Here is a 26,766-nt window from a genome sequence, read left to right as displayed (position 1 = left end):
CCGGGTATAGGCACACCCAGGTCAGAGGGGATATATGCGGTTGTGTTCCGCCTTGCCGCGTCGTCCCAAGACGCCCCGCGTGAAGGCGCGCCGGTGCTCTGAGAGAGGAGGGCGCAAGGGTGAGGAACGATCCCTTGCGCCCGACGACCGAAGAGCACCGGCTAAAAGGCGCCCTCACGCCGCGACGCCGGAGGCGGCGCCATGAACACAGCGCCCTCACGCCGCGACGCCGGAGGCGGCGCCATGAACACAGCGCCCTCACGCCGCGACGCCGGAGGCGGCGCCATGAACACAGCGCCCTCACGCCGCGACGCCGGAGGCGGCGCCATGAACACAGCGCCCTCACACCGCGACGCCGGAGGCGGCGCCGTGAACACGGCTCACCAGCCTCGGGTGGCCAGGCGCTCCGACTCGGGGAGGGTGGCGACGTTGATGCCGACCATGGCCTCGCCGAGGCCGCGGGAGACCTTGGCGAGGACGTCGGGGTCGTCGTAGAAGGTGGTGGCCTTGACGATCGCGGCGGCGCGCTTGGCGGGGTCGCCGGACTTGAAGATGCCCGAGCCGACGAAGACGCCCTCGGCGCCGAGCTGCATCATCATCGCGGCGTCCGCGGGGGTGGCGATGCCGCCCGCGGTGAACAGGACGACGGGCAGCTTGCCGGTCTTGGCGATCTCGGCGACCAGCTCGTACGGCGCGCGCAGCTCCTTGGCGGCGGCGTACAGCTCCGCCTCGTCGAGGGCGGCCAGGCGCTTGATGTCGCCGCGGATCTGGCGCATGTGGCGGGTGGCCTCGACGACGTTGCCGGTGCCGGCCTCGCCCTTGGAGCGGATCATCGCCGCGCCCTCGGCGATGCGGCGCAGGGCCTCGCCGAGGTTGGTGGCGCCGCAGACGAAGGGGACCGTGAAGGCCCACTTGTCGATGTGGTTGGCCTCGTCGGCGGGGGTGAGCACCTCGGACTCGTCGACGTAGTCGACGCCGATGGCCTGCAAAACCTGGGCCTCGACGAAGTGGCCGATGCGGGCCTTGGCCATCACGGGGATCGACACGGCCTGGATGATGCCGTCGATCATGTCGGGGTCGCTCATGCGCGACACGCCGCCCTCGACGCGGATGTCGGCCGGCACACGCTCAAGGGCCATCACGGCGACCGCGCCGGCATCTTCGGCGATCTTGGCCTGTTCGGGCGTGACGACGTCCATGATGACGCCACCCTTGAGCATCTCGGCCATGCCACGCTTCACACGGGCGGTGCCGGTGACGGCGGGGGCGGGGACTTCGGGGGTGCTGCTGGACACGGTCTTACCTCACGAGCGCGACAATGGGTTCCCGTCCATGGTAGGCGCTGATCAGCGCCCGCTTCGACGCGCCGGTTCGTCACAAGTTCGGGCGACCTTTGGACAGGCCGTACGGCCGGACGGGACGGCTCCGGTCAGGGCTGGACGGGCTTGGGCGCGGCCAGCACGATCCACACTTGGCCGCGGCTGAACGGCATGGGGTCGCCGGACTCGGTGGTGAACGTCGTGCCCTGCTTCTCGGAGGAGCGCGACCACTTGGCCTTGTACGCCTTGCCGTCGCGCAGCACGACGGCCCTGCCGGTGCCGGTGCTCTGGATCAGCGGCGTGTAGCTGCCGGTGAAGTCGTGGAACTCCGAGCGGGTGGTCTTGGCGTACTGCACGACGATGGTGGGGGCGCCGAGCTGTCCGCCCTCGGCCGCCTTGTCCGGCTTCCCGTCCTGGGCGACGAGCCAGCGCTTGGCGTCCTCCGACCAGGTGAAGGTGAACCGCGCGGCCGGATATTTTACGGTAAAGCTCTTTCTAGGCGTGCCGCCGTCCGGGGCGTCGCCGAACGTGAAGCCGATGTCGCGGGCCTTGGTCGCCTTGGGCGCCCCCGCCAGGAGCTTCTTGGTGTCGGCGAACAGGTTGTAGGGGGCGACCCGCCCGGGCTGGCGGAAGTACGCGCCCGGCTGCGCGCTGTCGGAGACGTCGAACAGGGATGCCGCCTGGACCAGCGGGATCATCTTGGACTGCACGCCGGAGTAGGCCAGCGCGGGCTTGCCGAACATCGGCAGCAGGTGCAGGTCGGAGATGCGGGCGCTGCGGACCGGCCCGACCTTGGCGGGCAGCTTGGAGGAGAAGATCGCCATCAGGCGGGTCAGGCCGCCCTCGACCTGCTCGACGAACACCAGGTCGGCGCTGCGCAGGCCGAGCTGCGGCTTGCCCGCCGCGGTGTTCTCGATCTTCACGGCGAGCACCGGCTTACGTCCGGCCACCGGCTGACCGGTGAAGGGGTGCTCGGGGGGCGGGGCCGGGGAGGACGACGGCGAGGCGACCGGCTGCGTGGCCTCGCCCGCGGGCGACGCGCCGCCGCCCGAGGAGGAGCACGCCGCCGCGGGCGTCAGCACGGCGGTACCCGCCAGCGCGACACTGATGACCCGTTTTACCCGCACAGTTCGGCTCCTCCCGATTTCTCATGAAAACGCCATGAGCTTACCGATGGACGGAACGGCTTCCCGCTGCTCCGCCGAACTTTTCCCGATTCATGGGGATGCGTCGGGAACCAAGGTCAAGAGATGCCCAAGAGCGGCCGGAAATGGACCGGTCCCCGTCAGGACTGCTGCGCGAAGGCCGCAGGCTCGGCGTCGTCGATCTCGAAGAACGACGGATACTCGGTGTGCCCGGCCAGGCGGAGCACGCGCGCCAGCCAGCGGCGCTGCGCCTGCCGGGTCACCCCCACCGCGTTGTTGTAGAAGCGGCGCGAGTAGATGACCTTGGTGACCGCGGTGTCGAGCTCCGCCATGAGCTCGGCGCCCGCCGGGGTCTCGGCCAGCCGCTCGCGGAACCGCTCCTGGTCCATCACCGCGCGCAGCGTGCGCGACAGGTCGCTCTCGGCGTGCTCGCGCTCGTCGGGCCCGGCGGTGCGGGCCTCGTGCGTGGCCGCGGCCAGCACGAGGCTGGTCGCGGGGTCCAGCACGCGCGAGGCGGCCAGTTCCATGCAGACGGCGGCGCGGCGCACGAGCGCGGCGTCCAGGGCGGCGCGCGCGGTCTCCAGGCGGATGTGCAGGCGGTCCAGCCGCCCCGCCCGCCAGGAGATGTAGACGGCGACCAGCACGAGGAGGACGCCCAGGATCAGGAACCGGCTGATCACGGCGCCTCACGCCGGTCCGAGCGCGCGCCCTCGCCGGCCCCCGCCGGGTGCTTCGCGTGCCGCCGCGGGCCACCCCGGGCCTGCTGCTCCTCCTCGACTCCCCCGCCCGCGGTCGCCGTCACCGTCTCGTACACCCGGACCACGTCGCGCGCGACCGTGGACCAGTCGTACCTGCGGACGGCCACCCGCGCCTCGTCCGCCAGCTTGGCGCGGCGCTCGGGGTCGTCCAGCAGGGCCGCGGCCTCGCGGGCAAGCGAGGCGGCGTCGCCGGTGGTGAACAGCGCGCCCGCCTGGCCCTCGCCGAGCACGCGGCGGAAGGCGGGGATGTCGCTGGCCAGGACGGTGGCGCCGGCCGCCATGGCCTCGGCCAGGACGATGCCGAAGCTCTCGCCGTGGGTGTTCGGGGCGCAGAAGACGTCGACGGAGTGGTAGGCGCGGGTCTTGTCCTCCTCGCTGACCATGCCGAGCACGCCGACCCGGTCGCGCAGCGCGGCGGGGAGCCTGCCGAGCGCGTCGGCGGCGTCGCCCGGCCCGGCCACGAGCAGCCTCAGCCCGGGGCGCTCCGGGGCGAGCAGCGTGAACGCCTCCAGGAGGATCGGCAGGCCCTTGCGCGGCTCGTCCATGCGGCCGAGGAAGCCGATGACCCCGCCGTCGGGGCCCCAGCCGGGCAGCGGCTCGGCCTCGGCGTACCGGGAGACCGTCACGCCGTTGGGGATGAGCACGGCGTCGCCCCCGAGGTGCTCGACCAGCGTCTTGCGGGCGGCGTCGGAGACGGCGATCCTGCCGGTGATCTTCTCCAGCGCGGTGTGCAGCACGGGCGCGGTGACCGAGACCGCGCGCGAGCGCTGGTAGGAGGCGTGGAAGGTGGCCACGATCGGGCCGCGGGCCGCCCAGCAGGCCAGCAGGCCCACCGAGGGGACGGCCGGCTCGTGCACGTGCAGGACGTCGAAGCGGCCCTCGCGCAGCCACTTGCGCACCCGCCCGGCCGACAGGAAGCCGAACGCCAGGCGCGCCACCGAGCCGTTGTAGGGCACGGGGACCGCGCGCCCGGCCGAGGTCACGTAGTACGGCAGGGGCGCGTCGTCGGCGGCGGGCGCGATGACCGAGACGTGGTGGCCGTCGGCGATGAGCGCCTCGGACAGGTCGCGGACGTGCGCCATGACGCCGCCGGGGACCTCCCAGGTGTAGGGGCAGACCATGCCGACCCTCATGGCGCGCTCACCGGGGCTCTAGGTCGTCGAGCCAGATTCGCTGCAGCATGTGCCAGTCCTCGGGGTGCTCGGAGATGCCTTCCTCGAACGCGCGCGCCATGCCCTGCGTCATGGCGGTGATCTTCTCCTGGCGGGTGCCCTCCGCGGGGACGGGGACCTCGTCGTAGATGCGGACGCCCCAGCCGTCGCCGTCGAACCACAGCGTCGCCGGGTGCAGCGGCGCGCCGGTCTGCAGGGCCAGCATGGCCGGGCCGGCGACCATGCGCGTCCTGCCGTCGAAGAAGTCGACCTCGACGCCCCTCTCGGTGAGGTCGCGCTCGGCGGGCAGGCAGATCGCGCGTCCCTCGCGCAGGCGCCTGGCCAGCGTGCCGAAGGCGTGCGCGGTGCCGCCGCCCTTGGCCGTGAGCGGGAGCACCTCCATGCCGAGGCTCTCGCGGAAGGCGACGAAACGCTCGTACAGGGACTCGGGCTTGAGCCGCTCCATGACCGTCGTGAACGGGTACCCGTTGTGGATCAGCCAGGCGCCGGCCAGGTCCCAGTTGCCCATGTGGGGCAGGGCCAGCACGATGCCCCGGCCGCCGTCCACGGTCGAGAAGATCTTCTCCTTGCCCTCGGCGCGCACGCCGGCCAGGATGCGATCCTTGCCGATCACCGGGAGGCGCAGCGCCTCCAGCCAGTAGCGGAAGTAGGAGCGCAGGCCCGCCCTGCTGAGGTCGCGGATCGAGGGGTCCGCGGCGTCCTTGCCGGTCACCCGGGCGAGGTTGGACTCCAGGCGGCGCACCGATTTGCCCCGGCGCCGCCACATCACGTCGGCGATGAGGCGGAACACCCACGCGGCCATCCGCTCGGGCACTCTGGGCACGAGGACCCAGCCGAGGTGGAAGGCCCAGACGACGAGCCGATCACCCAATGCGAGGGTCACCCCCAGAAGTCGTGAGACGCCGGACACGTGCGAGAAGAACGCTTCAAGTTCATGTTGGCACTGTCTGACGGTAAACGTGGAGAATACGCTGCCCCACGGTGAAAGCACTCGCCGCCGCGAGCAGCCAGAGACCCACGGCCAGGATGTACGGCACGCCGAGCCCCGACAGGCCGGCGGCCACCAGGACCGTGACCAGTCGCTCCGACCGCTCGGCGAGGCCGACGTCGCACGTCAGCCCGAGCCCCTCGGCCCGCGCCTTGGCGTACGACACCACCGCCCCGGCGACCAGGCAGAACAGGGCGACGCCCGCCAGGACGCGCTGGCCCGTCGCCATGAACCACAGGATCAGGCCCGAGAAGATCGCGGCGTCGCCGACGCGGTCGAGGGTGGAGTCCAGGAACGCCCCCCAGAGGCTGCCGGTGCCGAGCATGCGGGCGAGGACGCCGTCGAGCATGTCGGCCAGCACGAAGACGGTGATGACCACCGTGCCGAGGAACAACTGGCCGCGCGGGTAGAACCCGAGGGCTCCCCCGGCCACGCCGAGAGTGCCGACGAGCGTGACGACATTGGGACTGACGCCCCGGCGGGCCAGCGCCTGGCCGAGAGGGGTCAGGACACGGGTGACGGCGGGGCGCAGGAGCTTCAACATCGCGGTCCGATCGTAGGCCACATGTGACCCCGGATTCGAACGAGACCTGGTGAGGCGGCCCGCCGGACGCGAAAACGGGTGGGTGGACCCCGGCGGAAGGGTAAGGGAAGAAGACGGGGGAGCGACCGCCCGGCGAACGCCGGGACACGTCCCGGCGTCATCATTTGCCCGGCGCCTCTTGTGATCCGCGCCACAGAGGTAAAGGGTGTAGGGCACCGCGCTCTCTCGGGCGGCGGGCGCGGCGGCGGACGATGTGGCCGCGCGCGGCCGCATCTCACGGCGAAACGCGGGAGGCGACGTGCCGGAGAAGACCACGGGCGGACCAGCAGGAGCCGCGGGCAGGGCACCCTCGGCCGACCGGCCGGACGCGGTGCGCAACGTCGCGCTGGTCGGCCATTCCGGATCGGGCAAGACCACCCTCGTCGAGGCGCTTCTGGCCGCGACGGGAACCATCCAGCGCACGGGCCGGGTGGAGGACGGCACCACGGTCAGCGACTTCGACGACGTCGAGATGCGCCAGCAGCGCTCCATCAACCTCGCGCTCGCGCCGCTGACCTTCAACGGCATCAAGATCAACCTTCTCGACACCCCCGGGTACGCCGATTTCGTCGGCGACCTGCGCGCGGGGCTGCGCGCGGCCGACGCCGCCCTGTTCGTGGTGTCGGCGGCGGACGGGATCGACGGCCTCACCCGCATGCTGTGGGAGGAGTGCGCCTCGGTCGGCATGCCCCGCGCGGTCGTCATCACCAAGATCGACCACCAGCGGGCCGACTTCGACGACGTCGTCGCCACCTGCCAGGACGTCTTCGGCGACGGCGTGGCGCCGCTCTACCTGCCCGTGACGGGCGACGGCGGGGTCAAGGGGCTCATCGGGCTGCTGTCGGAGAAGTTCTTCGACTACGGCTCCGGCGCCTGCGCCGAGGTGGAGCCCGACGCGGCCTACCGCGAGCAGATCGACGCCTACCGGGGCACGCTCATCGAGGGCATCATCCAGGAGAGCGAAGACGAGACCCTCATGGACCGCTACCTGTCCGGCGAGGAGATCGACACCAAGGTGCTGATCGACGACCTGGAGAAGGCGGTCGCGCGCGGGGGCTTCCACCCGGTGCTCGCCACCTGCGCCGCGCCCGGAGCGGTCGTCGGCATGCGGGAGCTGCTGGAGGTCATCACCCAGGGCTTCCCGTCCCCCATGGAGCACCCGCTCCCTGAGGTCACCACGATCGACGGACGCCCGGCGCGCGCGGTGACCTGCGACCCCGAGGGGCCGCTGGTCGCCGAGGTCGTCAAGACCACCAGCGACCCCTACGTCGGGCGCATCAGCCTCGTGCGGGTGTTCTCCGGCACGCTGCGCCCCGACATGGTCGTGCACGTCTCCGGCCACGGCATGGCCGACCGCGGCCACGAGGACCACGACGTGGACGAGCGCATCGGCGCGCTGTCCTCGCCCCTCGGCAAGACGCAGCGCACGACGACCCGCTGCGTGGCCGGCGACATCTGCGCGGTGGCCAAGCTGAGCCGTGCCGAGACCGGCGACACCCTGTCCGACAAGGACGATCCGCTGCTCGTGCGCTCCTGGACCATGCCCGACCCGCTGCTGCCGGTCGCGGTGCGCGCCAGGTCCAAGGCCGACGAGGACAAGCTGTCGCAGGCCCTGGCGCGCCTGGTCGCCGAGGACCCGACGCTCCGCCTGGAGAACAACGCCGAGACCCGGCAGCTCGTGCTGTGGTGCATGGGCGAGGCGCACGCCGACGTCCTGCTCGACCACCTGTCCAAGCGCCACGGCGTCGAGGTCGAGCGCGTGGACCTGCGGGTCCCCCTGCGCGAGACCCTCGGCGCCAAGACCAAGGGCATGGGGCGCAACGTCAAGCAGACCGGCGGGCACGGGCAGTACGCCATCTGCCACGTCGAGGTCGAGCCCCTGCCGTCCGGCGGCGGGTTCGAGTTCGTGGACAAGATCGTCGGCGGCGTCGTGCCGCGGCAGTTCATCCCCTCGGTCGAGAAGGGGGTGCGCGCCCAGATGGAGCGCGGCCTGCTCGCCGGGTACCCGGTCGTGGACATCCGGGTGACGCTGCACGACGGCAAGGCGCACTCCGTCGACTCCTCGGACATGGCGTTCCAGATCGCGGGGCAGCTCGCGCTCAAGGAGGCGGCGGCCAAGGTGCCCGTGCTGCTCCTTGAGCCCGTGGACGAGGTGTCGATCCTCGTCGAGGACGACCACGTCGGCGCGGTCATGTCCGACCTGTCCTCCCGGAGGGGACGGGTCCTCGGCACCGAGCCGGTGGGCGTCGGGCGCACCCTGGTCAAGGCCGAGGTGCCCGAGCTGGAGATCACCCGGTACGCCATCGACCTGCGGTCCATGTCGCACGGCACCGGGAGCTTCCACCGGTCGTTCCTGAGGTACGAGCCGCTGCCCTCGCACCTCGCCGACAAGCTGCGGGCCGCGCCCGAGTAGGCGGCCACGGCCGGGCGGCGGACGCGAGCGGCCGCCGCCCGGCCAGGTCCACGTCACGTCCAGGGAGGTGGCGCCATGACGAGCCCCCCGCCGTCGCGGACGGCCGCCGCGGGACGTCCCGCGCCCGCTCCGGCTCCCGCGTGGGGCGGCGGTAAGCCACATGTCACCCGCGCGGCGGCCGCACATGCCGTCTGTCCTTCCCTGCCCGGTGACCATGGCCGGGCGGGCCGCCGCATCCCCAGGTGGGCGCCGGAAATCGCCGCCGCCGGGCCGGTTCCGGGCCCGGAACCGCCGGCCTCCCCCGTCCCGAGCGTCACGGCGGCATCACAGGATGATTTCTTTTATCCGGCCTTACCATCTCTTTGCCGATGCCAGACTGCTGTCTCATGCGAAACGGACATCGGCCTCTGCTCGCGGCCTCCGCCATCGCGGTGGTCACCACCGGCCTCGCCTACTTCTTCGGCCCCGGCGCCGCGCCCGCGGACAGCGAGAGCCGCAAGCCCGCCTCCTCGGGCCGCGAGACCGCCGGCGCGTCCGCCTCGGGCCGCGCGGCGGCGGGCAAGTCCGCGACCGGCCGCGGGACCACGGGAAAGTCCGCGCCGGAGCCGTGCCGGATGAGCGCCGCCTTCCCCAAGCGGCAGCTTCGCGGCGTGTGGATCGCCACCGTCCACAACGTCGACTGGCCGTCCAAGACCGGACTCACCCCCGCCCGGCAGCAGGCCGAGTACGTCCGCATACTCGACCAGGCGGTCAAGCTCCGGTTCAACGCCGTGTTCGTGCAGGTCAGGCCCGCCTCCGACGCGATCTACAAGTCGCCGTACGAGCCCTGGTCGCAGTGGCTGACCGGCACCGCGGGCAAGGACCCCGGCTGGGAGCCGCTGCCCTTCCTGATCGCCGAGGCGCACAAGCGGGGGCTCGAGTTCCACGCCTGGTTCAACCCCTACCGGGCCGCCGACAAGGCCGACGCCAAGCTGCCCGCCGGCCACCCCGCGCGGCAGCACCCGGACTGGGTGGTGAAGCACGAGGGCAAGCTGTACTACAACCCCGGCCTGCCGGAGGTCCGCGCGCACACCGTCAAGGTCGTCACGGACGTGGTGCAGCGGTACGACATCGACGGCGTCCACTTCGACGACTACTTCTACCCCTATCCCGGCAAGGGCACGAAGTTCGCCGACGCCGCCGCCTTTACGAAGTACGGTGACGGGAAGTCGCTGGCGAACTGGCGCCGCGACAACGTCAACAAGCTCGTCGCCGAGGTCGGCAAGGCGGTGCACACGGCCAAGCCGTACGTCAAGTTCGGCATCAGCCCGTTCGGCATCTGGCGCAACAAGTCCGACGACCCGTCCGGCTCCGACACCAAGGGCCTGTCCGCCTACGACGCGATCTACGCCGACGCGCGCGCGTGGATCAAGGCCCGGTCGATCGACTACGTCATGCCGCAGCTCTACTGGCCGCGCGGGTTCGCCGCCGCCGACTACGCCAAGCTCGTGCCCTGGTGGGCCAAGGCGGTCAAGGACACGGGAGTGCACCTCTACGTCGGCCAGGCCCTCTACAGGGTCGGCGCCGAGGACACCCCGGCCTGGGCCAGGCCCGGCGAGCTGCCCGCCCACCTCACGCTCAACCGCAAGTACCCCGAGGTCGGCGGGGACGTTTACTTCAGCGCCGCCCAGCTCGCCAGGAACCCGCTGGGCGTGCTCGACGCCATCGCCAAGGACCACTACACGCGCCCGGCGCTGCTCCCGCTCATGGAGGCCCGTGGCGGCGCGGCGCCCGCCACCCCCGTGGGGCTGCGGCGCTCCGGCGACACGCTGGTGTGGAGGTCCTCCCCCGGCGCCCGCGCGTACGCGGTCTACCGCGTGACGGACGGCGACGCCGGGCCGTGCGCGACCGCGGACGCCGGCGGCCTGCTGGCCGTGGTCCCCGCGGCCGAGGGCGCCGAGCAGAGCTACCCGGTCAAGGACGGCGGCACCTATCTCGTCTCGGCCCTGGACCGCCTCACCAACGAGAGCCCCCCGGCGAGCACCGTCCTGCCCTGACGCCAAGCGGCCGTCCCGCGGACCGTCCCGCCCTGACGCCGGGCGGCCGTCCGCGGACCGCCCGCCCGCGCCGTGGACGGCGTCTCCCTGTCCCCGCTTCCGTATCGCCGCCTCGCCTGTCCCTGTGGACGACGCCTCCTTGTCCACAGATACGGTTCTCCAGGCCGTTCGCGGTCGCCGGGCCGTCTACTGTGGACCCGGGCACGGCCGGTCTCCGGCCGGTCGCCCGGGCCGCCGCCCACGTATCCGGCCGTTTCCTGGACCGGACGGCGGCCCTTCCCGTACGGTTCCAACAATTCGCCGGAAGTCGATCATGGGAGGTCTTCGGTGAGGCGGGCGTTCGGCGCGTTGGCCGTGATCATCTCGGGGCTGCTCCTGGCCCCCGCCGCCGCGCGGGCCGACACTCCCCCCGCCCGGGTCGCCCTGATCGGCGTGCCGGGCCTCCACTGGGACGACGTGACCGCCGCCGACACTCCCCACCTGTGGCGGCTGGCGGGCCAGAGCGCGCTCGGCTCGCTGTCGGTCCGCGCCGTCGGCAGGACCACTTGCCCGTACGACGGCTGGCTGACCGTCTCGGCCGGGGTCCGCTCCTCGGTCGGCTCGCGCTGCGGTCCTCCCCCGCCGGCGGAGCAGCGCGACGCGGGCGCGGTCATCCCCGACTTCAACTGGCTCTGGACGGTCCGCGACGTGCAGTTCGCGGGCACGCTGGGCGAGGCCGTCCACGCGGCCGGGCAGTGCACCTCGGCGGTCGGTCCCGGCGCGGTCCTGGCGCTGGCCGACCGGTCCGGGCGGGTCGACCGCTACGCGTCCTCGCCCGACAAGGTCACCGACTGGTCGGCCTGCCGGGTGCTCGCCGTCGACGTCGACGATCTGATCCGCCCCTACATCCAGGACGAACGGCTCGCGGAGGTTCCCGACAAGCTCTCCTCCGCCCAGCGCAAGGCCGCGCTCAAGGCGGCCGACGCCAAGGCGGGCGCCGTGCTCGCCCAGCTCCCGCCGGACACGGCCGTCGCCGTCGCCGGCCTGGCCGACCACGGCTCCGAGCCGCACCTGCGCGCGGCGATGTGGCGGGCGCCGGGCGCCGAGGGCCGTCTCCTCGGCGCGCGGTCCACCCAGCGCGACGACATGGTGATCCTCCCGGACATCACGGCGTCGATGCTCGCCACGGCCGGGCTCGCGGTGCCGCCCACCGTCATCGGCACGCCGTGGTCGCCCGGCCGCCCGACCTCCCTCGACGACGCCGTGACGTCGCTGCGGCGGGCCGATCTCGCCGGTCAGACCATCCGCGCGGTGGGCGGGCTGTTCTTCACGCTGCTCGCCGTGGCGCAGGTGGCGTTCTACGCGGTGGCCTTCCTGCTGCTGCGCCGCCGCCGCGGGCTGGAGAGCGTGCGCGTCGCGGCCCTCGGGCTCGCCTCGGTGCCGGTCTCGACCTACCTGATCAACCTCACGCCCTGGGACGCCGCCCCGCTGCCCGCGCTCACGCTGGTCTCCGGCATCCTGCTCTGCACGGCGGCGCTCACCTCGCTGGCGCTCGCGGTCCCGGCCCTGTGGGCGCGCCTGCGGGGCCGTCCCCGGGCGGCCAGCGTCCTCGGCCCCTCCTCGGTCGTGGCGGCCGTCACGGCCGCGGTGCTGCTCGGCGACCTTCTCACCGGCACCCCGTTGCAGCTCGACAGCGTCATGGGCTACACCGGCGTGGTCGGCGCCCGCTACTACGGGCTCGGGAACATCCCCTTCGCCCTGCTCGCCACCGCGGTGCTGCTGGTGGCCACCGCGGTCGCCGACCGGCTCGTCCGGACGGGCCGCCGTCCCTGGGCCGTCGCGCTCGTGGCGGGGCTCGGCGGCTTCGCCATGATCCTCGACGGCTGGCCCGGGGTGGGCAGCGACTTCGGCGGGGTCATCGCCTTCGTGCCAGGCATCGCGGTGACCGCGTTGCTGGTGGCGGGCAAGCGCGTCTCGGTGCTCAAGCTGGGCGCGTTCTGCGTCGCGGGCGGCGTCCTGGTGCTGGCCATCGCCTACCTGGACCACCTGCGTCCTCCGGGGTCCCAGACGCATCTGGGGCGGTTCGTCGGACAGGTCCTCGACGGCACCTTCCTGCCGGTGATCCTGCGCAAGCTGACGGCCATGCTGAGCACGCTTCTCTCGCCGAACCTCATGCCGATCGTGCTGGCCGCGTTCGCCTTCCTGGTCTTCGCGCTGCTGCGTCCCGGGGCGGCCAGCGCCGGGGTGCTCCCGGTGGCGTTCGAACGCGCGCCCACCTTGCGCGCGGGCCTGGTCGGCACGCTGGTGAGCGGCGTGGTGGGCATGCTCGTCAACGACTCGGGCGCGGCCGTCCTCTCCATGGCCCTGGCCCTCGCGGTCCCGTTGGTCCTCTCGGCCGGCATCGCCGCCCTGGCCCCCGGCGACCCCGCACGCCCCAAGCCGGTCCTCGATCCCCTGCCGACCTGAGCCACCATCCGAGCTCTTGGCCCCAGCCGTAGGGCCGCCGGGGATGCCAGAAGGCGGCGTCGGTCAGGCGGCGTCCGTCAAGGCGGCCAGGCGTCGGTGAGGCGTGGGCCGAACGTCGGTCAGGGGGTGGGCCAGGCGTCGGCGAGGAGGTCCCGGGTGTCCTGGAGGAGTTGGGGGAGCACCCGGGTGTGGCCGACGACCGGCATGAAGTTGGTGTCGCCGCCCCAGCGGGGCACGACGTGCTGGTGCAGGTGGCCCGCGATGCCGGCGCCCGCGACGTGGCCGAGGTTCATGCCGACGTTGAAGCCCTGGGCGCCGCTGGCCTTGCGCAGCGAGAGCATCGCCCGCTTGGTGAAGTCGGCCAGCTCCGCGGTCTCGGCGTCGTCGAGGTCGGCGTAGTCGGCCACGTGGCGGTACGGGCAGACCATCAGGTGGCCGGAGTTGTACGGGTAGAGGTTCAGGACGGCGAACACGCTGGAGCCGCGGGCCACGATGAGCCCGTCCTGGTCGCTCATCCCGGGAATCTCGCAGAACGGGCACCCGTCTCCGGGGCCGGTGCCGGTCGGCTTGTTCTCGCCCTTGATGTAGGCCATCCGGTGCGGGGTCCACAGACGCCGGAAGTTGTCGGGCTCTCCGGCACCGGACTGCTCAATGGGCTCCTGCATGTCTTGCAGCATAGGACCAGCCCGCCCTTTCTCGCCCGCCGGGATCGTGCGCAGCACAAAGGACCGACTCCCCCGCGCCGCGTCCGGGCCGAGGCCGGCGGGAAGATCGAACGGGCCGGACCCGGAGTCCACCCCGAGCGCGCGCGACGCGCCCGGGGACGGACCAGGGCCGATGCCGGAGACCGGCGCGCGGGGACCCCGGGTCAGACCTGGGTGCGGTTCTCCACGGCGCTGATGATCTCGGCGATGGCGTCTTCCAGCGGGATGCCGTTCTTCTGCTCGCCGTTGCGGTAGCGGAAGGAGACCGCCCCGGCAGCGATGTCCTCGTCGCCGGCGAGCAGCATGTAGGGCACCTTGGCCTTCTGGGCGTTGCGGATCTTCTTCTGCATGCGATCGGCGGAGGAGTCGACCTCGACCCGGATGCCGTGCTCGCGCAGCCGCTTGGCGACGTCGTTCAGGTACGACACGTGGGCGTCGGCGATGGGGATGCCGATGACCTGGACGGGCGCGAGCCAGGGAGGGAACGCGCCGGCGTAGTGCTCGACGAGGACGCCGAAGAACCGCTCGATCGATCCGAACAGCGCCCGGTGGATCATGACGGGACGCTGCCGCGCCCCATCCGCCCCCTGGAACTCCAGCTCGAACAGCTCGGGCAGGTTCAGGTCGACCTGGATGGTGGACATCTGCCAGGTGCGGCCGATGGCATCCTTGGCCTGGACCGAGATCTTGGGCCCGTAGAAGGCCGCGCCCTCGGGGTCGAGGACGAGCTCGAGGTTCTCGGACTCGGCGGCGACGCGCAGGGCCTCGGTGGCCTCCTCCCAGACCTCGTCGCTGCCCACGGACTTCTTCGGGTCGCGGGTGGAGAGCTCCAGGTAGAAGTCGTCGAGGCCGTAGTCGCGCAGCAGCCCGAGCACGAACCGCAGGAGGCTCTTGAGCTCGTCCTGCATCTGGTCGCGGGTGCAGAAGATGTGCGCGTCGTCCTGCGTCATGCCGCGGACGCGGGTGAGGCCGTGCACCACGCCCGACTTCTCGTAGCGGTAGACGGTGCCGAACTCGAACAGGCGCAGCGGCAGCTCGCGGTAGGACCGCCCGCGCGACCGGAAGATCAGGATGTGCATCGGGCAGTTCATGGGCTTGAGGTAGTAGCGCGCGCCCTCGAGCTCCATGGGCGGGAACATGCCGTCGGCGTACCAGTCCAGGTGGCCGGAGATCTGGTACAGGTTCTCCTTGGTGATGTGCGGCGTGTTCACGAAGGAGTACCCGGCCTCCTCGTGGCGCTGCCGCGAGTAGTCCTCCATGAGGCGGCGGACCACGCCGCCCTTGGGGTGGAAGACCGCGAGACCGGAGCCGAGCTCGGTCGGGAAGGAGAACAGGTCGAGCTCGGCGCCCAGCTTGCGGTGGTCGCGCTTCTCGGCCTCCTCCAGCATGTGGAGGTAGTCGTCCTGCTTCTCGCGGGACTCCCAGGCGGTGCCGTAGATGCGCTGGAGCTGGGGGTTCTTCTCGCTGCCCCGCCAGTACGCCCCGCCGGAGCGCATCAGCTTGAAGGCGGGGATGACCCGGGTGGACGGCAGGTGCGGCCCCCGGCACAGGTCCTTCCAGCACAACTCGCCGGACTTGGCGTCGAGGTTGTCGTAGATGGTGAGCTGGTCGCCGCCGACCTCGACGCTCTCTTCGTCGGCCGCGCCGCCCTTGAGCCCGATCAGCTCCAGCTTGTACGGCTCGGCGGCCAGCTCCTCGCGGGCGGCGTCGTCGGAGACGGCGCGCCGGGAGAAGAGCTGCCCCTGCTTGACGATCTCGCGCATGCGCTTCTCGATGCGCTTCAGATCGTCGGGGGTGAACGGGTGCTCGACGTCGAAGTCGTAGTAGAAGCCGTTCTCGACGGGCGGGCCGATGCCGAGCCGGGCGTCGGGGAAGAGCTCCTGGACGGCCTGGGCCATCACGTGGGCGGTGGAGTGGCGCAGGATGGCGCGCCCCTCTTCGCCGTCGATCGCGATCGGGTCGACGACGTCGCCCTCGGCGATGACGGTGGCGAGGTCGCGGGCCTCGCCGTTGATCCTCGCGGCGATGACGGTGCGGCCGTCGGCCTCCAGGGCCTCCCCGGCCGTCGTGCCGCCCGCCACCACACGCTCGGCTCCGGCGAGGGTGACGCGTATTTCGAGGGCGGCGGACACGATGGGCTCCAAGAATGGGCGAGGCTTCCGGTTTACGAGCCCGATGCTACCGGGAACCGCCCCCCGATATCGCCGCCCCTATGCCTTGCGGCGCCCGTCGTCGGGCTGGAAACCGAGGGCGGTGAGCTGGGCCCGGTCGCCTCGGAAGACGTTGCGGTCGATGCGGCCGTGCGAGTACTGGTGGATCGTCCAGCGGTTCCACGGCGGCGGGACGGCCGGGCGCCCCTTGGGGTGGCTCGGCGCGGCGATCCACAGCGGGTAGTCCTCCAGCCCGTGGCAGTAGCCCTTCCTGGCGAAGGACAGGAAGGTGTAGATGATCGGCCGCACGCCGGTGACGAAGGTCATCACACGGCACCAGCGGCGGGCGAACTCGGCCACCTCGTGCGGCGGCAGGTGAGCGGAGCGCTCCAGGTCGAGGGCGATGAGGTCACCCCTGCGCAGGCCGCCGGCCGCGTCGATCACGTCCAGGAAATGGCGCACCTGGTCCTCGGGATCGCCCTTGGGATGCCCGAAATGGTAGGCGCCGCAGACCATCCAGTTCTCCCGCATCGCCGCCCAGTTGCGGGCGAACCACTTGTCGGTGAACCCGGTGCCTTCGCTGGCCTTGGCGAAGCCGAAGTCGACGCCGTCGATGGCATGATCCGCCCAGTCGACGGCGCCCTGCCAATTGGACACGTCTATGCCGTTCAACATCAGGGCCACGCTCCCCCCGTCGGTCGCCCCGGGGGAGTTTAGCCACGAGAGCCGTCCTGGGCATGGCCGGACACGCCCGGGCGTCCGGTTGTCCACAGCCGGGACGCGGACGGGAGGAGGGCGCCGGGGCCGCCGATAGGGTTGCCGCATGGCGTCCGAGGGAGTGAGCAGGCTGCTGGCCGAGGCCGGGGTGGACGCGCGGCGGCTGCGCGCGGCCCTCGCGCTGCTCTGCGACGGCGAGTGGTGGACCCTGGCCGCCCTGGTCCGCGAGACGGCGACCTCCCGGCGGGCCGTCGAGGCCCTGCTGCGCGAGGCCGGGCCGCAGCGGTCCGGTGAGCGCTTCCGGCTGACCGGGGAGCAGGCGCAGGCGTACCGCGCGCTGCTGGACGAGGGCGGCGAGGTGCCCGGCTCCCCCGCCGACCCGGTGGCCCATCTGCTCCCCCGGTACGGGGACGTGGTGCGGCGCATGGCGGAGCTGGTCGCGGGCGGGCCGCGCGGGCGTCACGTCCTCGACCACGTCGCCGCGACCCCCGAGACGGTGGTGCGCCGGGCCCTGCTGCTCGGCGCGCGGTTCTGGCTGCCGGGCTCGCGGCTGCTGTGCGTGGGCGACCATGACCTGACCTCGCTGGCGGTCGCCATGATCCACCCGGGCGTCCAGGTGACCGTCGTGGACGTGGACGATCGCATCCTCGCCTACATCGGCGAACGCGCGGAGGCCCTGGGGCTGGACGTCGTGACCCGCTGGGCCGATCTCCGCCTCGGCCTGCCGCCGTCGGCGCGCGGCCAGGCCGATCTGGCGATCACCGACCCGCCGTACACGCCCGAGGGCGTCGGGCTGTTCGTGGCGCGGGCCGTCGAGGGGCTGCGCGATCCCGAGCAGGGGCGGGTGCTGCTGGCGTACGGGGCGAGCGAGCGTACGCCGATGCTCGCATTGAAGGTGCAACGTTCCCTTTACGACCTCAATTTGTCTTTTGAGGCTGTTTATCCAGATTTCAATAGATATTTCGGGGCGGAGGCCATCGGGTCGGCGGCCGACCTGTACGTCCTCCGTCCCACGAGCAAGACCCGCCCGGCCGTCGCGGCTCGGGTGGAGGGCTATGGCACCGCCATCTATACCCAGGGTCCGCAGTCGGTCGAGGCGCGGCCGTCCCCCGCGCCTTCCACGGCCGGGGCGCGAGGGGTCGAGGAGGGCGAGTTCGACGTCCTGGTGGGCGACTGGCCCAAGGACGTCGCGCCCCGGACACCGAGGGCGCGCCTGTCCACGTGGCTGGCCAAGCCGTACGCGTCCTCCCCCGCCCGGGTGGCGATCGCGCTGCCGCCGGGGCTGGGCGCGGCGCTCCCCCGGCTGCTGCTCGCCACGCGCGCCCGCCACGTCCGCGTTCTCACCGAGGACGCGCCGCACGATCTCGGCGCGCTGGAGTCCCTGTACGCGATCACGGCCGGGGGTGGCGTGGTCGAGGCGGCGCGGCTGCCGCCGCCGGAGGGGCGGGACGAGCGACTGCTGCGGGCGCTGCTGGACGCCGCGCACGGCCGGGCGGCCAACGTCTGGCGCGAGGGCCTGATCAGGGCGTACGGACATCTCACCAAGAAACAGGCGCGCGCGATCGTCACCGAGGTCGCCCCCTGGGCGGACGAGGTCACCCTGCTGGAACTGCCCGCGCACCGCCTCCAGGCCCTTCCCGGCGCCGTGGCCGCCTCCCTGCGGCGCGCCGCCGAGACGTCGGAGGAGGCCGCGCCCGAGGCGCCGTACGAGCCGGGCCCCAAGGTCGACCGACGAGCGACGCCGCGAGGGTAGGCGGCGTGTCCGTTCCCTGTGCGAGGTGGCGCGGGCCCGTGCCCAGGTATGGGGTCGCGCGGGATCCGCGAACGGCGTGCGAGATGGTTGAGGGAGGAAGTACCGCGGGAGGTGGCGTCATGTTCGACAAGCAGTGGACCGTGGAGATCCACATCACCGAGGACGACAACGACGATGTGACCACGGCCAGGGCTGTGCTGCTCACCAGGTCCGGCACACGGCACGAGAGCATCGGGTACGCCAGGCGCAACCCCGCCGACCGCCCGGTGCCCGAGATCGGGGACGAGCTGGCGGTCGGCCGCGCGCTGGCCGACCTGGCCGACAAACTGACCGGCGACGCCGCCGAAGACGTCGCCCAACTCGCCGGCCAGGGCCGCCCCGCCTAAGACCGCACGCGCCAGGGACGGCCCCTCCGAACGCCCGGACGCGCCCGTGACCCCGCGCCGAGCGGAGCCACGGCCCGTCCACGCACCCGCCACATGGAGCGGACTTGCCCGGCGCGCGATCCCCACGCGGAGTGGACTTGCCTCGCGTGCGGGCCCCGCGCGGAGTGGACCTGCCCGGCGTACGGGCCCCGCGCGAAGTGGATTCGCCTGGCATGTGGACCTGACCTTGGAGTGGACTTGCCCGGCGGGCTGCCCCGGGCGGAGTGGATTCGCCTGGCGTATGGGCTCGCGCGGAAAGCTTCTGCGAACAGGCAGGCAGGGGCGAGGGGGCCGCGAGGTAGGGCCAAGGGCCTGCGGGTTCGGGACCTACGGCCGCTGCACCGGGGGTTGGGAGCGGCGTCAGATGGAGGTGAACGACCAGAGGAGCCAGGGGAGGTTCACATGGCCATGCCAACGCGCCGTCAACCACGCGGCCTGGTGCCTGACCTATTGGACTGGCTTGAAGCACCGTTCAGCGGCGCCAGGCCGTACGCCGGCGGCCGGATGGTCCGCTTCGAGGACACTGTCAGGGACGGCCATTACATCGTCCGCGCCGAGTTGCCCGGCATCGACCCGGAGGCCGACGTGGAGGTGACCGTCGAGAACGGCATGCTGACCGTGCGCGGCGAGCGCAAGGAGGAGAAGTCCGAGCCGCACCGCACCGAGTTCGTGTACGGCGAGTTCAGCCGGACGATCCCGCTGCCGCCGAACGCCGACGAGACCGGCGTGAAGGCGGTGTACCACGACGGCATTCTCGAAGTGGACGTGCCGCTCGCCCAGGACCGGCCGGAGGCCCAACGCGTGCCGATCGAGAAGCAGGGCGGCTGACCCCGGACATCCGTCGCCCGGCGCACTCCGGACCCGCCACACCGCGCGGGTCCGGATGCCCCGTGCCACCTCGGACAGCCGTACCCCGCCCCTATCGGCGATCACCCCATCGCCCCGCCGGGGTATCCATGGCGCCGCAGGTGGGCACCCATCGCCCCGTGGACGGACACCCATCCCCGTGGACGGCCCCACCCATCGCCCCGTGGACGGACACCCATCCCCGTGGACGGCCCCACCCATCGTCCCGTGGGCGGATACCCATCTGTCCCGTCGGCGGCCACTCGCCGCCCTGCCGTCGCACGGCGAACCCGAAGGGACACGCCGGAGCGTGTTCGGCGAGGTGGGAGGAGCGGAGTGGTTAGCGTCGGGGCATGATCCGGGTGTTTCTGGTGGACGACCATGAGGTCGTGCGTCGCGGGGTGGCGGCGCTGTTGTCCTCGGAGGAGGACATCGAGATCGTCGGGGAGGCGGGGACGGCCCAGCAGGCGGTGGCGCGGATCCCGGCGCTCCGGCCGGACGTCGCCGTGCTGGACGTGCGGCTGCCCGACGGGAACGGGGTGGACGTCTGCCGGGAGGTCCGGTCGCGCACGCCCGGGCTGGCGTGCCTGATGCTGACCTCCTTCGCCGACGACGACGCCCTCTACAAGTCGATCATGGCGGGGGCGGCAGGGTACGTGCTCAAGCAGATCCACGGGTCGGACCTGGTGGGCGCGGTGCGCACGGTGGCGGCCGGCGAGTCGCTGCTCGACCCGCGGAGCACCGCGTCGATGCTGCGCCGGCTGCGCGAGCAGGCCGCGTCCAAGGACCCGCTCGCCGCGCTGAGCGCGCAGGAGCGGCACATCCTGGAGTTGATCGGCGAGGGCCTCACCAACCGGCAGATCGGCGAGCGCCTGTTCCTCGCCGAGAAGACGGTCAAGAACTACGTCTCGAACCTGCTCGCCAAGCTGGACATGCGCCGCCGCACCCAGGCGGCGGCCCTAGCCGCCCGTCTGAGAACGGAACGCCACAGCCGAGACGACTGAACCGCCCCGACACAAGGCGCACGCGAGCCGGAGCACCCCGGCCGCGCGGGAGCGACGCCCTGACCGCGCGTGAGCGATGCCTATGCGGCGTAAGCCCGACACCACAACCGGGCGGGACCGGCGCCACGTGTGAGAAGGACCGGACACACACGGCCGGAGAGGTCGGGGCACCATGACCAGGGCTCGACGGGTGGTTGTGGTGAGAGGCGGGTGTCGTGGGTCTGCGGGCGTCATGGGTCTGCGGGCGTCATGGGTCTGCGGGCGTCATGGGTCTGCGGGCGTCATGGGTCTGCGGGCGTCATGGGTCTGCGGGCGTCATGGGTCTGCGGGCGTCATGGGTCTGCGGGCGTCATGGGTCTGCGGGCGTCATGGGTCTGCGGGCGTCATGGGTCTGCGGGCGTCATGGGTCTGCGGGCGTCATGGGTCTGCGGGCGTCATGGGTCTGCGGGCGTCATGGGTCTGCGGGCGTCATGGGTCTGCGGGCGTCGCGCGCGCGGGGGCGGGGTGGCGAGTCGGAGGCTCGGGCGTGGACGGCGGGTGTCACGCGCGGGGACAAACAGCCGCAGGGAATCGGAGCCTCGGACGAGGAACAGCGGGTGTCACGCGCGGGGTCATACGGCCGCGGGGACGAGCGGCGGCGGGGACGAGCGGCGGAGAGTTGGAGGCTGGGTGAGCAACGGAGAGTTGGAGGCTGGGGTGAGCGACGGCGGGCGTCACGCGCGCAAGCGAGCGGGGCTGGCGGACGGTGGGCGCCACGCGCGCAGGCGAGCGGGGCTGGGGGACTGCGGGTGTCACGCGCGGGGGCGAGCGGGGGTGGGGAGTTGGAGGGGTGGGCGGGGGATGGGCGGGTCTGGTGGGGAGTGGAGGGCGAAGATGGTTGAGCGGATGTGGCCGATGGTGACGTCCAGCTCGGTCACGGCGCGGCGGAGGCGGGAGGCGGCCTCGGGGTCGTCGACCAGGCGGATCGCGCTCATCAAGGTCATCGCGACGGCGAACAGCCGCTGGATCACGACGTCGCGGAGGTCATTGGCGATGCGGTCGCGGTCCTCCAGCAGGCCGAGCCGCGCGGCGTCCTCGCGGGCCTCGGCGAGTTCGAGCGCGATCGCCGCCTGCCCGGCGAAGGAGCCGAGCATGCGCGCGTGCCCGGGGTCGAACGGCGGCCGGCCCGACCGCCTGCCAAGCGAAAGCACTCCCCGCACGGCCCCGGCGGCGCCCAGCGGAACCGCGATGGCCGGCCCGATCCGCATGCCGCCGGAGACGACGGCCGGGATCTCGGTCTCGTCGAGGCCGGTGACGACGACGGGCTCGCCGCCACTGAAGGCGCGGCCTGACAGGGAGCCGTCCACGGCGATCTCGGCGGCGGCGACGTCCTCCGGCATCATTCCGTCGGCGAAGTCCGCCGGTGCCACCCGGTTCGCGAACTTTGCCGGTGCCACCCGGTTCGCGAACTCCGCCGGTCCCGCCCCATCGGTGACATCCACCGATGCCACCCCGTCCGCGAACTCCGCCGATGCCACCCCATTAGCGACATCCACCGATGCCACCCCGTCCGCCAACTTCGCCGATGCCACCCCGTCCGCGATGTCCACCGGTCCCGCCCCGGCGGCGATGTCCACCGATGCCGCCCCGGCGGCGATGTCCGGCGGGGCCGCTCCGTCGGCGAGCGCGACGCGGAGTCTTTTGCCGTCTGCCGTGGGGAGGAGTACGGCGGCGACGTCCGCGGCGGCCATCTCTCGGGCCCGGCGGGCGAGGAGGGTGAGGACGTCGTGGGGGGCGGAGCCGGACAGGAGGCTGGTGGTGATCTCGGCGGACGCGTGCAGCCACGCCTCGCGGGCGCGGGTCTCCTCGTACAGGCGGGCGTTCTCGATGGCGACGCCGGCCGCGGTGGCCAGGGCGACGACGACGGCCTCGTCCTCTTCCTCGAACGGGCCGCCGCCGCGTTTCTCGGTGAGGTAGAGGTTGCCGAAGACCTCGCCGCGGACCCGGACGGGCACGCCGAGGAAGGCGCCCATGGGCGGGTGGCCGGGCGGGAAGCCGTACGACTCGGGATGGCCGGTGATGCGGGGCAGCCGCAGGGGGCGGGGCTCCTTGATGAGCAGGCCGAGCAGGCCGAGGCCGTGCGGCCAGTGCTCGATGGCGGCGATCTCGTCCTCCGTCAGCCCGGTGGGGAGGAACCGGGCCAGCGTGCCGCCCTCGCCGACGAGGCCGAACGCGCCGTAGCGGGCGCCGGCCAGGGTGGTGGCGGTCTCGACGACGCGGCGCAGCACGGTTTCGAGATCCAGGTCCCTGCCCACGGCGACGACCGCGTCCAGCAGCGCGTGGACGCGGTCGCGGGTGGCGAGCACCGTGTCGAGCCGGACCTGGAGCTCGGACAGCAGTTCGTCGAGACGCGTGCGCGGTATCAACGAACGCGGCCGCACGTCCGTCATACCGGAGTTGTCCCACCCACCGAACCATCCAAATCTTGATAAATCACCATCAAGCGGGACATTTCTCAATACTTAGGACAGGACCCGCCACACCTCACGCGGCCGTCCCCCGCGGATGCACGATCGCGACCGGGCAGCGCGCCCGGCGCAGCACCCCCTGCCCCACCGACCCGGCGAACGCCGTCCCGGGCGGCCCCGGCGGCGGGGAGCCGACGACGACCAGGTCCGCCTCGCGCGAGGCGTCGGCGAGCGCGGGCACGGTATGGCCGCGCACGGCCGTCCCGGTCATCCGCACGTCCGGGTAGCGGTCCTGCCACGGCCCGAGCAGGCCGCGGATCCGCGCGCACTCCTCGGCGAGCGCCTCGTGCGCCGCGCCCGCGTAGACGGTGCCGTACGGCGTGAAGGGCGGGGTGTGCCAGGCGTAGACGACCCGCGCCCGCGCCCCTCGCGCCCGCGCCTGCGTGAGGGCGAAGGCCAGGGCGGCCTGCGAGGAGGCCGATCCGTCGAAGCCGACGACGACGGCGCCGTGCCGCGCGTGGCCCGCGCGGCGCACGATGATCACCGGTCCCGCGGCGCGCCCGGCGACCGACCGTCCCACCGAGCCCAGGACCATCCCGGGCAGCCCGCCGAGCCCCTTGCTGCCGAGGATCAGCTCGTCGGCCTCCTCGGACTCGGTGGTGAGCCGCTCGGCCGCGGCGCCGACGACGAGCGCGCAGGTCACCGGGACCGTTGGCCGGTTGGCGTGCACCCACTGGGCGGCGGTGGACAGGACGCGCCTCCAGTACACGGTCAGCGAGTCGGGGGCGGGCGTGCCCGCGCGGACCGGGAACTGGTACGACCACGGCTCGCGCACGTGGACGATCTTCAGTGCCGCCCCGGCGCGCGCCGCCTCGTCGGCCGCCCATTCCACCGCCGCCACCGCGGACGGCGAGCCGTCGATGCCGACGACGATCCTTCCCGTCATGGCCCCTCCCCCAGAGCCCACGCGGACCCGGCGGGTCACAGGAACAGCGGCGGCACCGTGACCAGGTCGTCGCTCTCGTAGGACAGCCGGTCGTCCACCTGGATGACACCGTCGATCGCGCGCACGCCCTCCACGATCCGGGGGATCTGCGAGCGCAGCGGCACCGTGCCGCGCAAGGACACGAGCCCGTGCTCGACGCCGACCGTCACCGAGGCCGGGTCCACGGCGGCGCGCGCGAGCGCGTCCTCCACCTCGGCGCGCACCTCGGCGGGCGGGCGTTCGAAGACCTTGAGCAGGTCGGACTGGTGCACGGTGCCGATGATCTTGCCGCTGTCGCGGTCGATGACCGGCAGCTGCCTGACGTGGTGGTCGTGCATGACCCGGGCGGCCTCCCTGACCGTCGTCCCCTCGGTCACGGTGATCGCGGGGGTGGTCATGACCTGGGCGGCGGTCCTCCCGGTCGCCTTGGCCCGCTCGGTCCTGCGCGCGCGTCCCTCGAAGATCCAGTGGCCGGCCGGCGCGTCGATCTGCCGCAGCAGGAGGTCGTGGGCCGACACGATGCCCACCGGCCGCCGGTCGGCGTCGATCACCGCCACCGCCCCCACCTTGAAGCGGCGCATCGTCTCGACGACGTCGGCGAACGACGTGTTCGGCTGCACGGCGATGGCCACCCTGCCCATGACCTCCCCCACGCGCATGATCATCGCCGCCTCTTCGGTTCGCGGTCTCCCTTCGAGCATCCCGCCGCGCGCGGGCGGCCGTCAGCGCCGAAGGTCCCAGGCCAGGGGGACCTTCGGCTCAGGCGCCGGTCAGCGGAGCACCACCGCGCCGACCTTGGTGTCGATGTTGCTCACCAGGAACAGCCGCCCGCCGGAGAACCGGTAGAGGCAGTTGGCCGGGGTGTAGATCAGCTCGCGGTCGTAGGCGGGGCCCATGGGGCCGCCCCGGCCGTCGGCGAGCGCGAGACGGAACGCCTGCGGCGGGTCCTCGTAGGTGCCCGTGCGCATCGCGATCACGGTGTCCCCGTCGATCACGGCGGGCACCGCGGTGTCCTTCTCGCCGAGCCCCTTGGTCCAGCGGGGACGCCCGGTCGCCAGGTCGAACGCGACCAGGCTGTTGGTGTCGCGCAGGCCGGTGACGCGGGTGGCGGAGGTGGCGGTCACCAGGGTGTCGCGCGTCACCAGCACGCGGTAGCGGGGACGGCCGCCCCCGCTCAGCCCGACGGGCCGCATGTCCAGGTTCCCGTACGCTCCGCCCTGCGCGATGGTGGACCTCAGGTGGCCGGTGTCGTCCAGCACGAGGTAACGGCCGGAGTCCTGGATCTCGGGGACCGCCACGACGATGGGGTCGGCCGCCAGCAGCCATTTGCCGCTCGGGGAGTCGTCGCCGAGCTCGGCGGCGGTGAGGTCGCGGCGCCAGCGCCGCTCGCCCGTGGCGGGGTCGACCGCCAGCACGGCGATCGGGTTGTCCCTGTCGCAGGTGGCGAGCAGGACGGCCCCGTCCCTGCCCGCGAGCGCGTCCCTGAAGAAGCAGGACGACACGCCGTCGCCCTTCACCGGCAGCCGCTTCTGCTCCCAGCGCACGGCGCCGTCGCGCAGCGAGAGGCCGACCGCGCTCCACTCGTAGGCGACGACCACGGCCTCGCCGGTGACCGCGAGCGACATGGTGCGCGGCAGCGTCGCGCCGATGCGCTTCGCGGCCGTGACGGTGTAGGTGCCGGTGAGCTCGGCCCGCCAGACGCTGCGCCCGGTGGCCAGGTCGACCAGGACGACGTCGGCGCACTCGACGCTGGTCACGCCCTTGACGTAGGGGGACTCGCGCTCCAGGCCGTAGGCGAGCGCGACGGCGCCGCCGGCCGACTCCTGGCTCACGCCGCAGAACTTGCCGCCCGCCGGTGGCTTGAGCTGCCATTGGGGCTTGCCGCTCCCGGCCTCGAAGGAGGCGATCGCCGAGTCGTCGGCGCGGACGAAGGACGTGGGCGTCGCCCATGACCCGAGGACGCCGGAGGTGCCCGCGCGCTCCCTGCCGGAGGCCGCGGGCACCTTCCAGCCGAGCGCGCCGCCGAGTTCGGCGCCGGGCTCGCGCTCCTTCTCGTCCTCGCGGCCCGCCGCGGTGGCGCCCCCGCTGGGACGGCTCGGGTCCCGGCTCTGCCAGGGACGCAGGACGACGAGCGCCGTCGCGACGATCGCGATGACGAGGACGGCGGCGCCCGCGACGATCATCGCGGCCCGCCCGCCTCCCTGCCGTGGCGGGGGCGGCGTGCCGTAAGGGCCCTGCGGGGCGTTCGGGTGGGGAGCGTAGGGCCCCTGCGGTCCTGGCTGCGGGTACGGGTTGTGCGTCCCGTACTGCCCGCCCGCGTACTGCCCGGGCTGCCCGTGCCCCGCCCCGTGTTGCCCGCCGCCGTACTGTCCGGCCCCCTGATGCCCCGCCCCGTATCGTCCTGGTGCTCCGTAGGGCGCGCCCTGCCCCTGCGGGCCGTACGGCGGCTGTCCCTGCGGCGGCTGCGGGCCGCCCGGCGGCGCGTACGGCCCCTGTTGCCCGTAGGGACCCTGCGGCACGGGCGGAGCGGGCCGCCCGTACGGGTCGGCGTACGGGCCTCCCTGGCCGTGCGGGTCGTAGGGATCCTGAGCGTGCGGGTCGTAGGGACCCTGAGCGTGCGGGTGGTAGGGGCCCTGTCCCTGCGGCGCCTCAGGTGATCCGCCCGCCCAGTGCGGAGCCCCCGGACGCGGGCCCCCCGGACGCGGGGCGCCGGGCTCGGGGGGCGGTGGATTGTACGGACCATGCGATTCCCCGTGATTCACACGGTGCATGATATTGACGCCATATCGCCCATGTCCGGCGAAATCCGAGCATGTCCCCGGCGTCCCTCACATCCGCGCCACTCCTGAGATCAGCCGTCGCCGCACGTCAGGCGA

21 protein-coding genes are annotated in these 26,766 nt (G+C 72.8%); 8 read left to right on the top strand and 13 right to left on the bottom strand.

Translation table 11 applies throughout. The features are described from left to right. Positions 1–380: 380 nt before the first annotated feature. The 6 genes from pdxS to pgsA form a co-directional block, all read right to left on the bottom strand. Positions 381–1,295, bottom strand: coding sequence for a pyridoxal 5'-phosphate synthase lyase subunit PdxS (pdxS, locus tag BJ981_RS32825; RefSeq protein ID WP_184617244.1), 915 nt, complete (start codon positions 1,293–1,295; stop codon positions 381–383). A 134-nt stretch (positions 1,296–1,429) separates the two neighbouring features. After that, positions 1,430–2,446, bottom strand: coding sequence for a DUF3048 domain-containing protein (locus tag BJ981_RS32820; protein ID WP_184617243.1), 1,017 nt, complete (start codon positions 2,444–2,446; stop codon positions 1,430–1,432). 158 nt (positions 2,447–2,604) lie between these two features. After that, positions 2,605–3,144, bottom strand: coding sequence for a LemA family protein (locus BJ981_RS32815; RefSeq protein WP_204070589.1), 540 nt, complete (start codon positions 3,142–3,144; stop codon positions 2,605–2,607). Beyond that, a complete protein-coding gene (locus BJ981_RS32810) occupies positions 3,141–4,355 on the bottom strand; it encodes a glycosyltransferase family 4 protein (protein ID WP_184617242.1) in 1,215 nt (404 codons plus the stop codon). Before BJ981_RS32810 ends, BJ981_RS32815 begins: the two co-directional genes overlap by 4 nt. A gap of 7 nt (positions 4,356–4,362) precedes the next feature. Next, positions 4,363–5,277: a phosphatidylinositol mannoside acyltransferase gene (locus tag BJ981_RS32805; RefSeq protein WP_184617241.1), complete on the bottom strand. Its 915-nt coding sequence runs from the start codon at positions 5,275–5,277 to the stop codon at positions 4,363–4,365. A gap of 49 nt (positions 5,278–5,326) precedes the next feature. Further along, positions 5,327–5,926, bottom strand: coding sequence for a phosphatidylinositol phosphate synthase (gene pgsA / locus BJ981_RS32800; RefSeq protein WP_184617240.1), 600 nt, complete (start codon positions 5,924–5,926; stop codon positions 5,327–5,329). A gap of 298 nt (positions 5,927–6,224) precedes the next feature. On the opposite strand from pgsA, the gene BJ981_RS32795 reads away from it, so the two are divergent. The 3 genes from BJ981_RS32795 (at position 6,225) to BJ981_RS32785 (ending at position 12,859) form a co-directional block, all read left to right on the top strand. Beyond that, positions 6,225–8,378 carry an elongation factor G-like protein EF-G2 gene (locus BJ981_RS32795; protein WP_184617239.1) on the top strand — a complete coding sequence of 718 codons (2,154 nt, stop codon included), beginning with the start codon at positions 6,225–6,227 and terminating at the stop codon, positions 8,376–8,378. 386 nt (positions 8,379–8,764) lie between these two features. Further along, positions 8,765–10,414, top strand: a complete 1,650-nt coding sequence (locus BJ981_RS32790; RefSeq protein WP_184617238.1) for a glycoside hydrolase family 10-like protein — start codon at positions 8,765–8,767, stop codon at positions 10,412–10,414. A gap of 327 nt (positions 10,415–10,741) precedes the next feature. Then, complete coding sequence (locus BJ981_RS32785; protein WP_184617237.1) at positions 10,742–12,859, top strand: hypothetical protein; 2,118 nt, start codon at positions 10,742–10,744, stop codon at positions 12,857–12,859. Positions 12,860–12,978: 119 nt separating this feature from the next. On the opposite strand, the gene BJ981_RS32780 is transcribed toward BJ981_RS32785, so the two are convergent. The 3 genes from BJ981_RS32780 to BJ981_RS32770 all read right to left on the bottom strand — a co-directional run bounded on the left by BJ981_RS32780 (position 12,979) and on the right by BJ981_RS32770 (position 16,388). Beyond that, a complete protein-coding gene (locus BJ981_RS32780) occupies positions 12,979–13,524 on the bottom strand; it encodes an HIT family protein (protein WP_372436985.1) in 546 nt (181 codons plus the stop codon). A gap of 203 nt (positions 13,525–13,727) precedes the next feature. Next, complete coding sequence (gene thrS, locus BJ981_RS32775; RefSeq protein ID WP_184617235.1) at positions 13,728–15,695, bottom strand: threonine--tRNA ligase; 1,968 nt, start codon at positions 15,693–15,695, stop codon at positions 13,728–13,730. 78 nt (positions 15,696–15,773) lie between these two features. After that, a complete protein-coding gene (locus BJ981_RS32770; RefSeq protein ID WP_184617234.1) occupies positions 15,774–16,388 on the bottom strand; it encodes a glycoside hydrolase family 25 protein in 615 nt (204 codons plus the stop codon). 148 nt (positions 16,389–16,536) lie between these two features. Here BJ981_RS32770 and BJ981_RS32765 point away from each other — a divergent pair, with 148 nt between their 5' ends. From BJ981_RS32765 to BJ981_RS32750, 4 genes are all read left to right on the top strand, one after another. Then, complete coding sequence (locus BJ981_RS32765) at positions 16,537–18,183, top strand: bis-aminopropyl spermidine synthase family protein (protein WP_184617233.1); 1,647 nt, start codon at positions 16,537–16,539, stop codon at positions 18,181–18,183. Positions 18,184–18,302: 119 nt separating this feature from the next. Further along, the gene (locus BJ981_RS32760; protein WP_184617232.1) at positions 18,303–18,569 is read left to right on the top strand and encodes a DUF1876 domain-containing protein; all 267 of its coding nucleotides are present in this window, start codon (positions 18,303–18,305) and stop codon (positions 18,567–18,569) included. 477 nt (positions 18,570–19,046) lie between these two features. Then, positions 19,047–19,436, top strand: coding sequence for an Hsp20/alpha crystallin family protein (locus BJ981_RS32755; protein WP_239139604.1), 390 nt, complete (start codon positions 19,047–19,049; stop codon positions 19,434–19,436). 371 nt (positions 19,437–19,807) lie between these two features. Continuing rightward, positions 19,808–20,458, top strand: a complete 651-nt coding sequence (locus tag BJ981_RS32750) for a response regulator transcription factor (RefSeq protein ID WP_184617230.1) — start codon at positions 19,808–19,810, stop codon at positions 20,456–20,458. Between the two features lie 791 nt (positions 20,459–21,249). Here the strand turns inward: BJ981_RS32750 and BJ981_RS32745 are convergent. From BJ981_RS32745 to BJ981_RS32730, 4 genes are all read right to left on the bottom strand, one after another. Continuing rightward, the gene (locus tag BJ981_RS32745) at positions 21,250–22,887 is read right to left on the bottom strand and encodes a GAF domain-containing protein (RefSeq protein WP_184617229.1); all 1,638 of its coding nucleotides are present in this window, start codon (positions 22,885–22,887) and stop codon (positions 21,250–21,252) included. 94 nt (positions 22,888–22,981) lie between these two features. Continuing rightward, positions 22,982–23,851, bottom strand: a complete 870-nt coding sequence (locus tag BJ981_RS32740) for a universal stress protein (protein WP_184617228.1) — start codon at positions 23,849–23,851, stop codon at positions 22,982–22,984. A gap of 35 nt (positions 23,852–23,886) precedes the next feature. Then, on the bottom strand, positions 23,887–24,555 hold the full coding sequence (locus BJ981_RS32735) for a CBS domain-containing protein (RefSeq protein WP_184617227.1): 669 nt from the start codon (positions 24,553–24,555) through the stop codon (positions 23,887–23,889). A 105-nt stretch (positions 24,556–24,660) separates the two neighbouring features. Further along, the gene (locus tag BJ981_RS32730) at positions 24,661–26,073 is read right to left on the bottom strand and encodes an outer membrane protein assembly factor BamB family protein (RefSeq protein ID WP_184617226.1); all 1,413 of its coding nucleotides are present in this window, start codon (positions 26,071–26,073) and stop codon (positions 24,661–24,663) included. A 111-nt stretch (positions 26,074–26,184) separates the two neighbouring features. Between BJ981_RS32730 and BJ981_RS32725 the strand changes: the two genes are divergently transcribed. Next, positions 26,185–26,547, top strand: a complete 363-nt coding sequence (locus BJ981_RS32725; protein WP_221315423.1) for a hypothetical protein — start codon at positions 26,185–26,187, stop codon at positions 26,545–26,547. The last annotated feature ends 219 nt before the right edge of the window (positions 26,548–26,766 follow it).

The organism is Sphaerisporangium krabiense (genome assembly GCF_014200435.1).
Classification (GTDB): domain Bacteria; phylum Actinomycetota; class Actinomycetes; order Streptosporangiales; family Streptosporangiaceae; genus Sphaerisporangium; species Sphaerisporangium krabiense.
The sequence above is the reverse complement of the archived record's forward strand: the minus strand, read 5'-3'. Positions and strand labels throughout refer to the sequence as shown.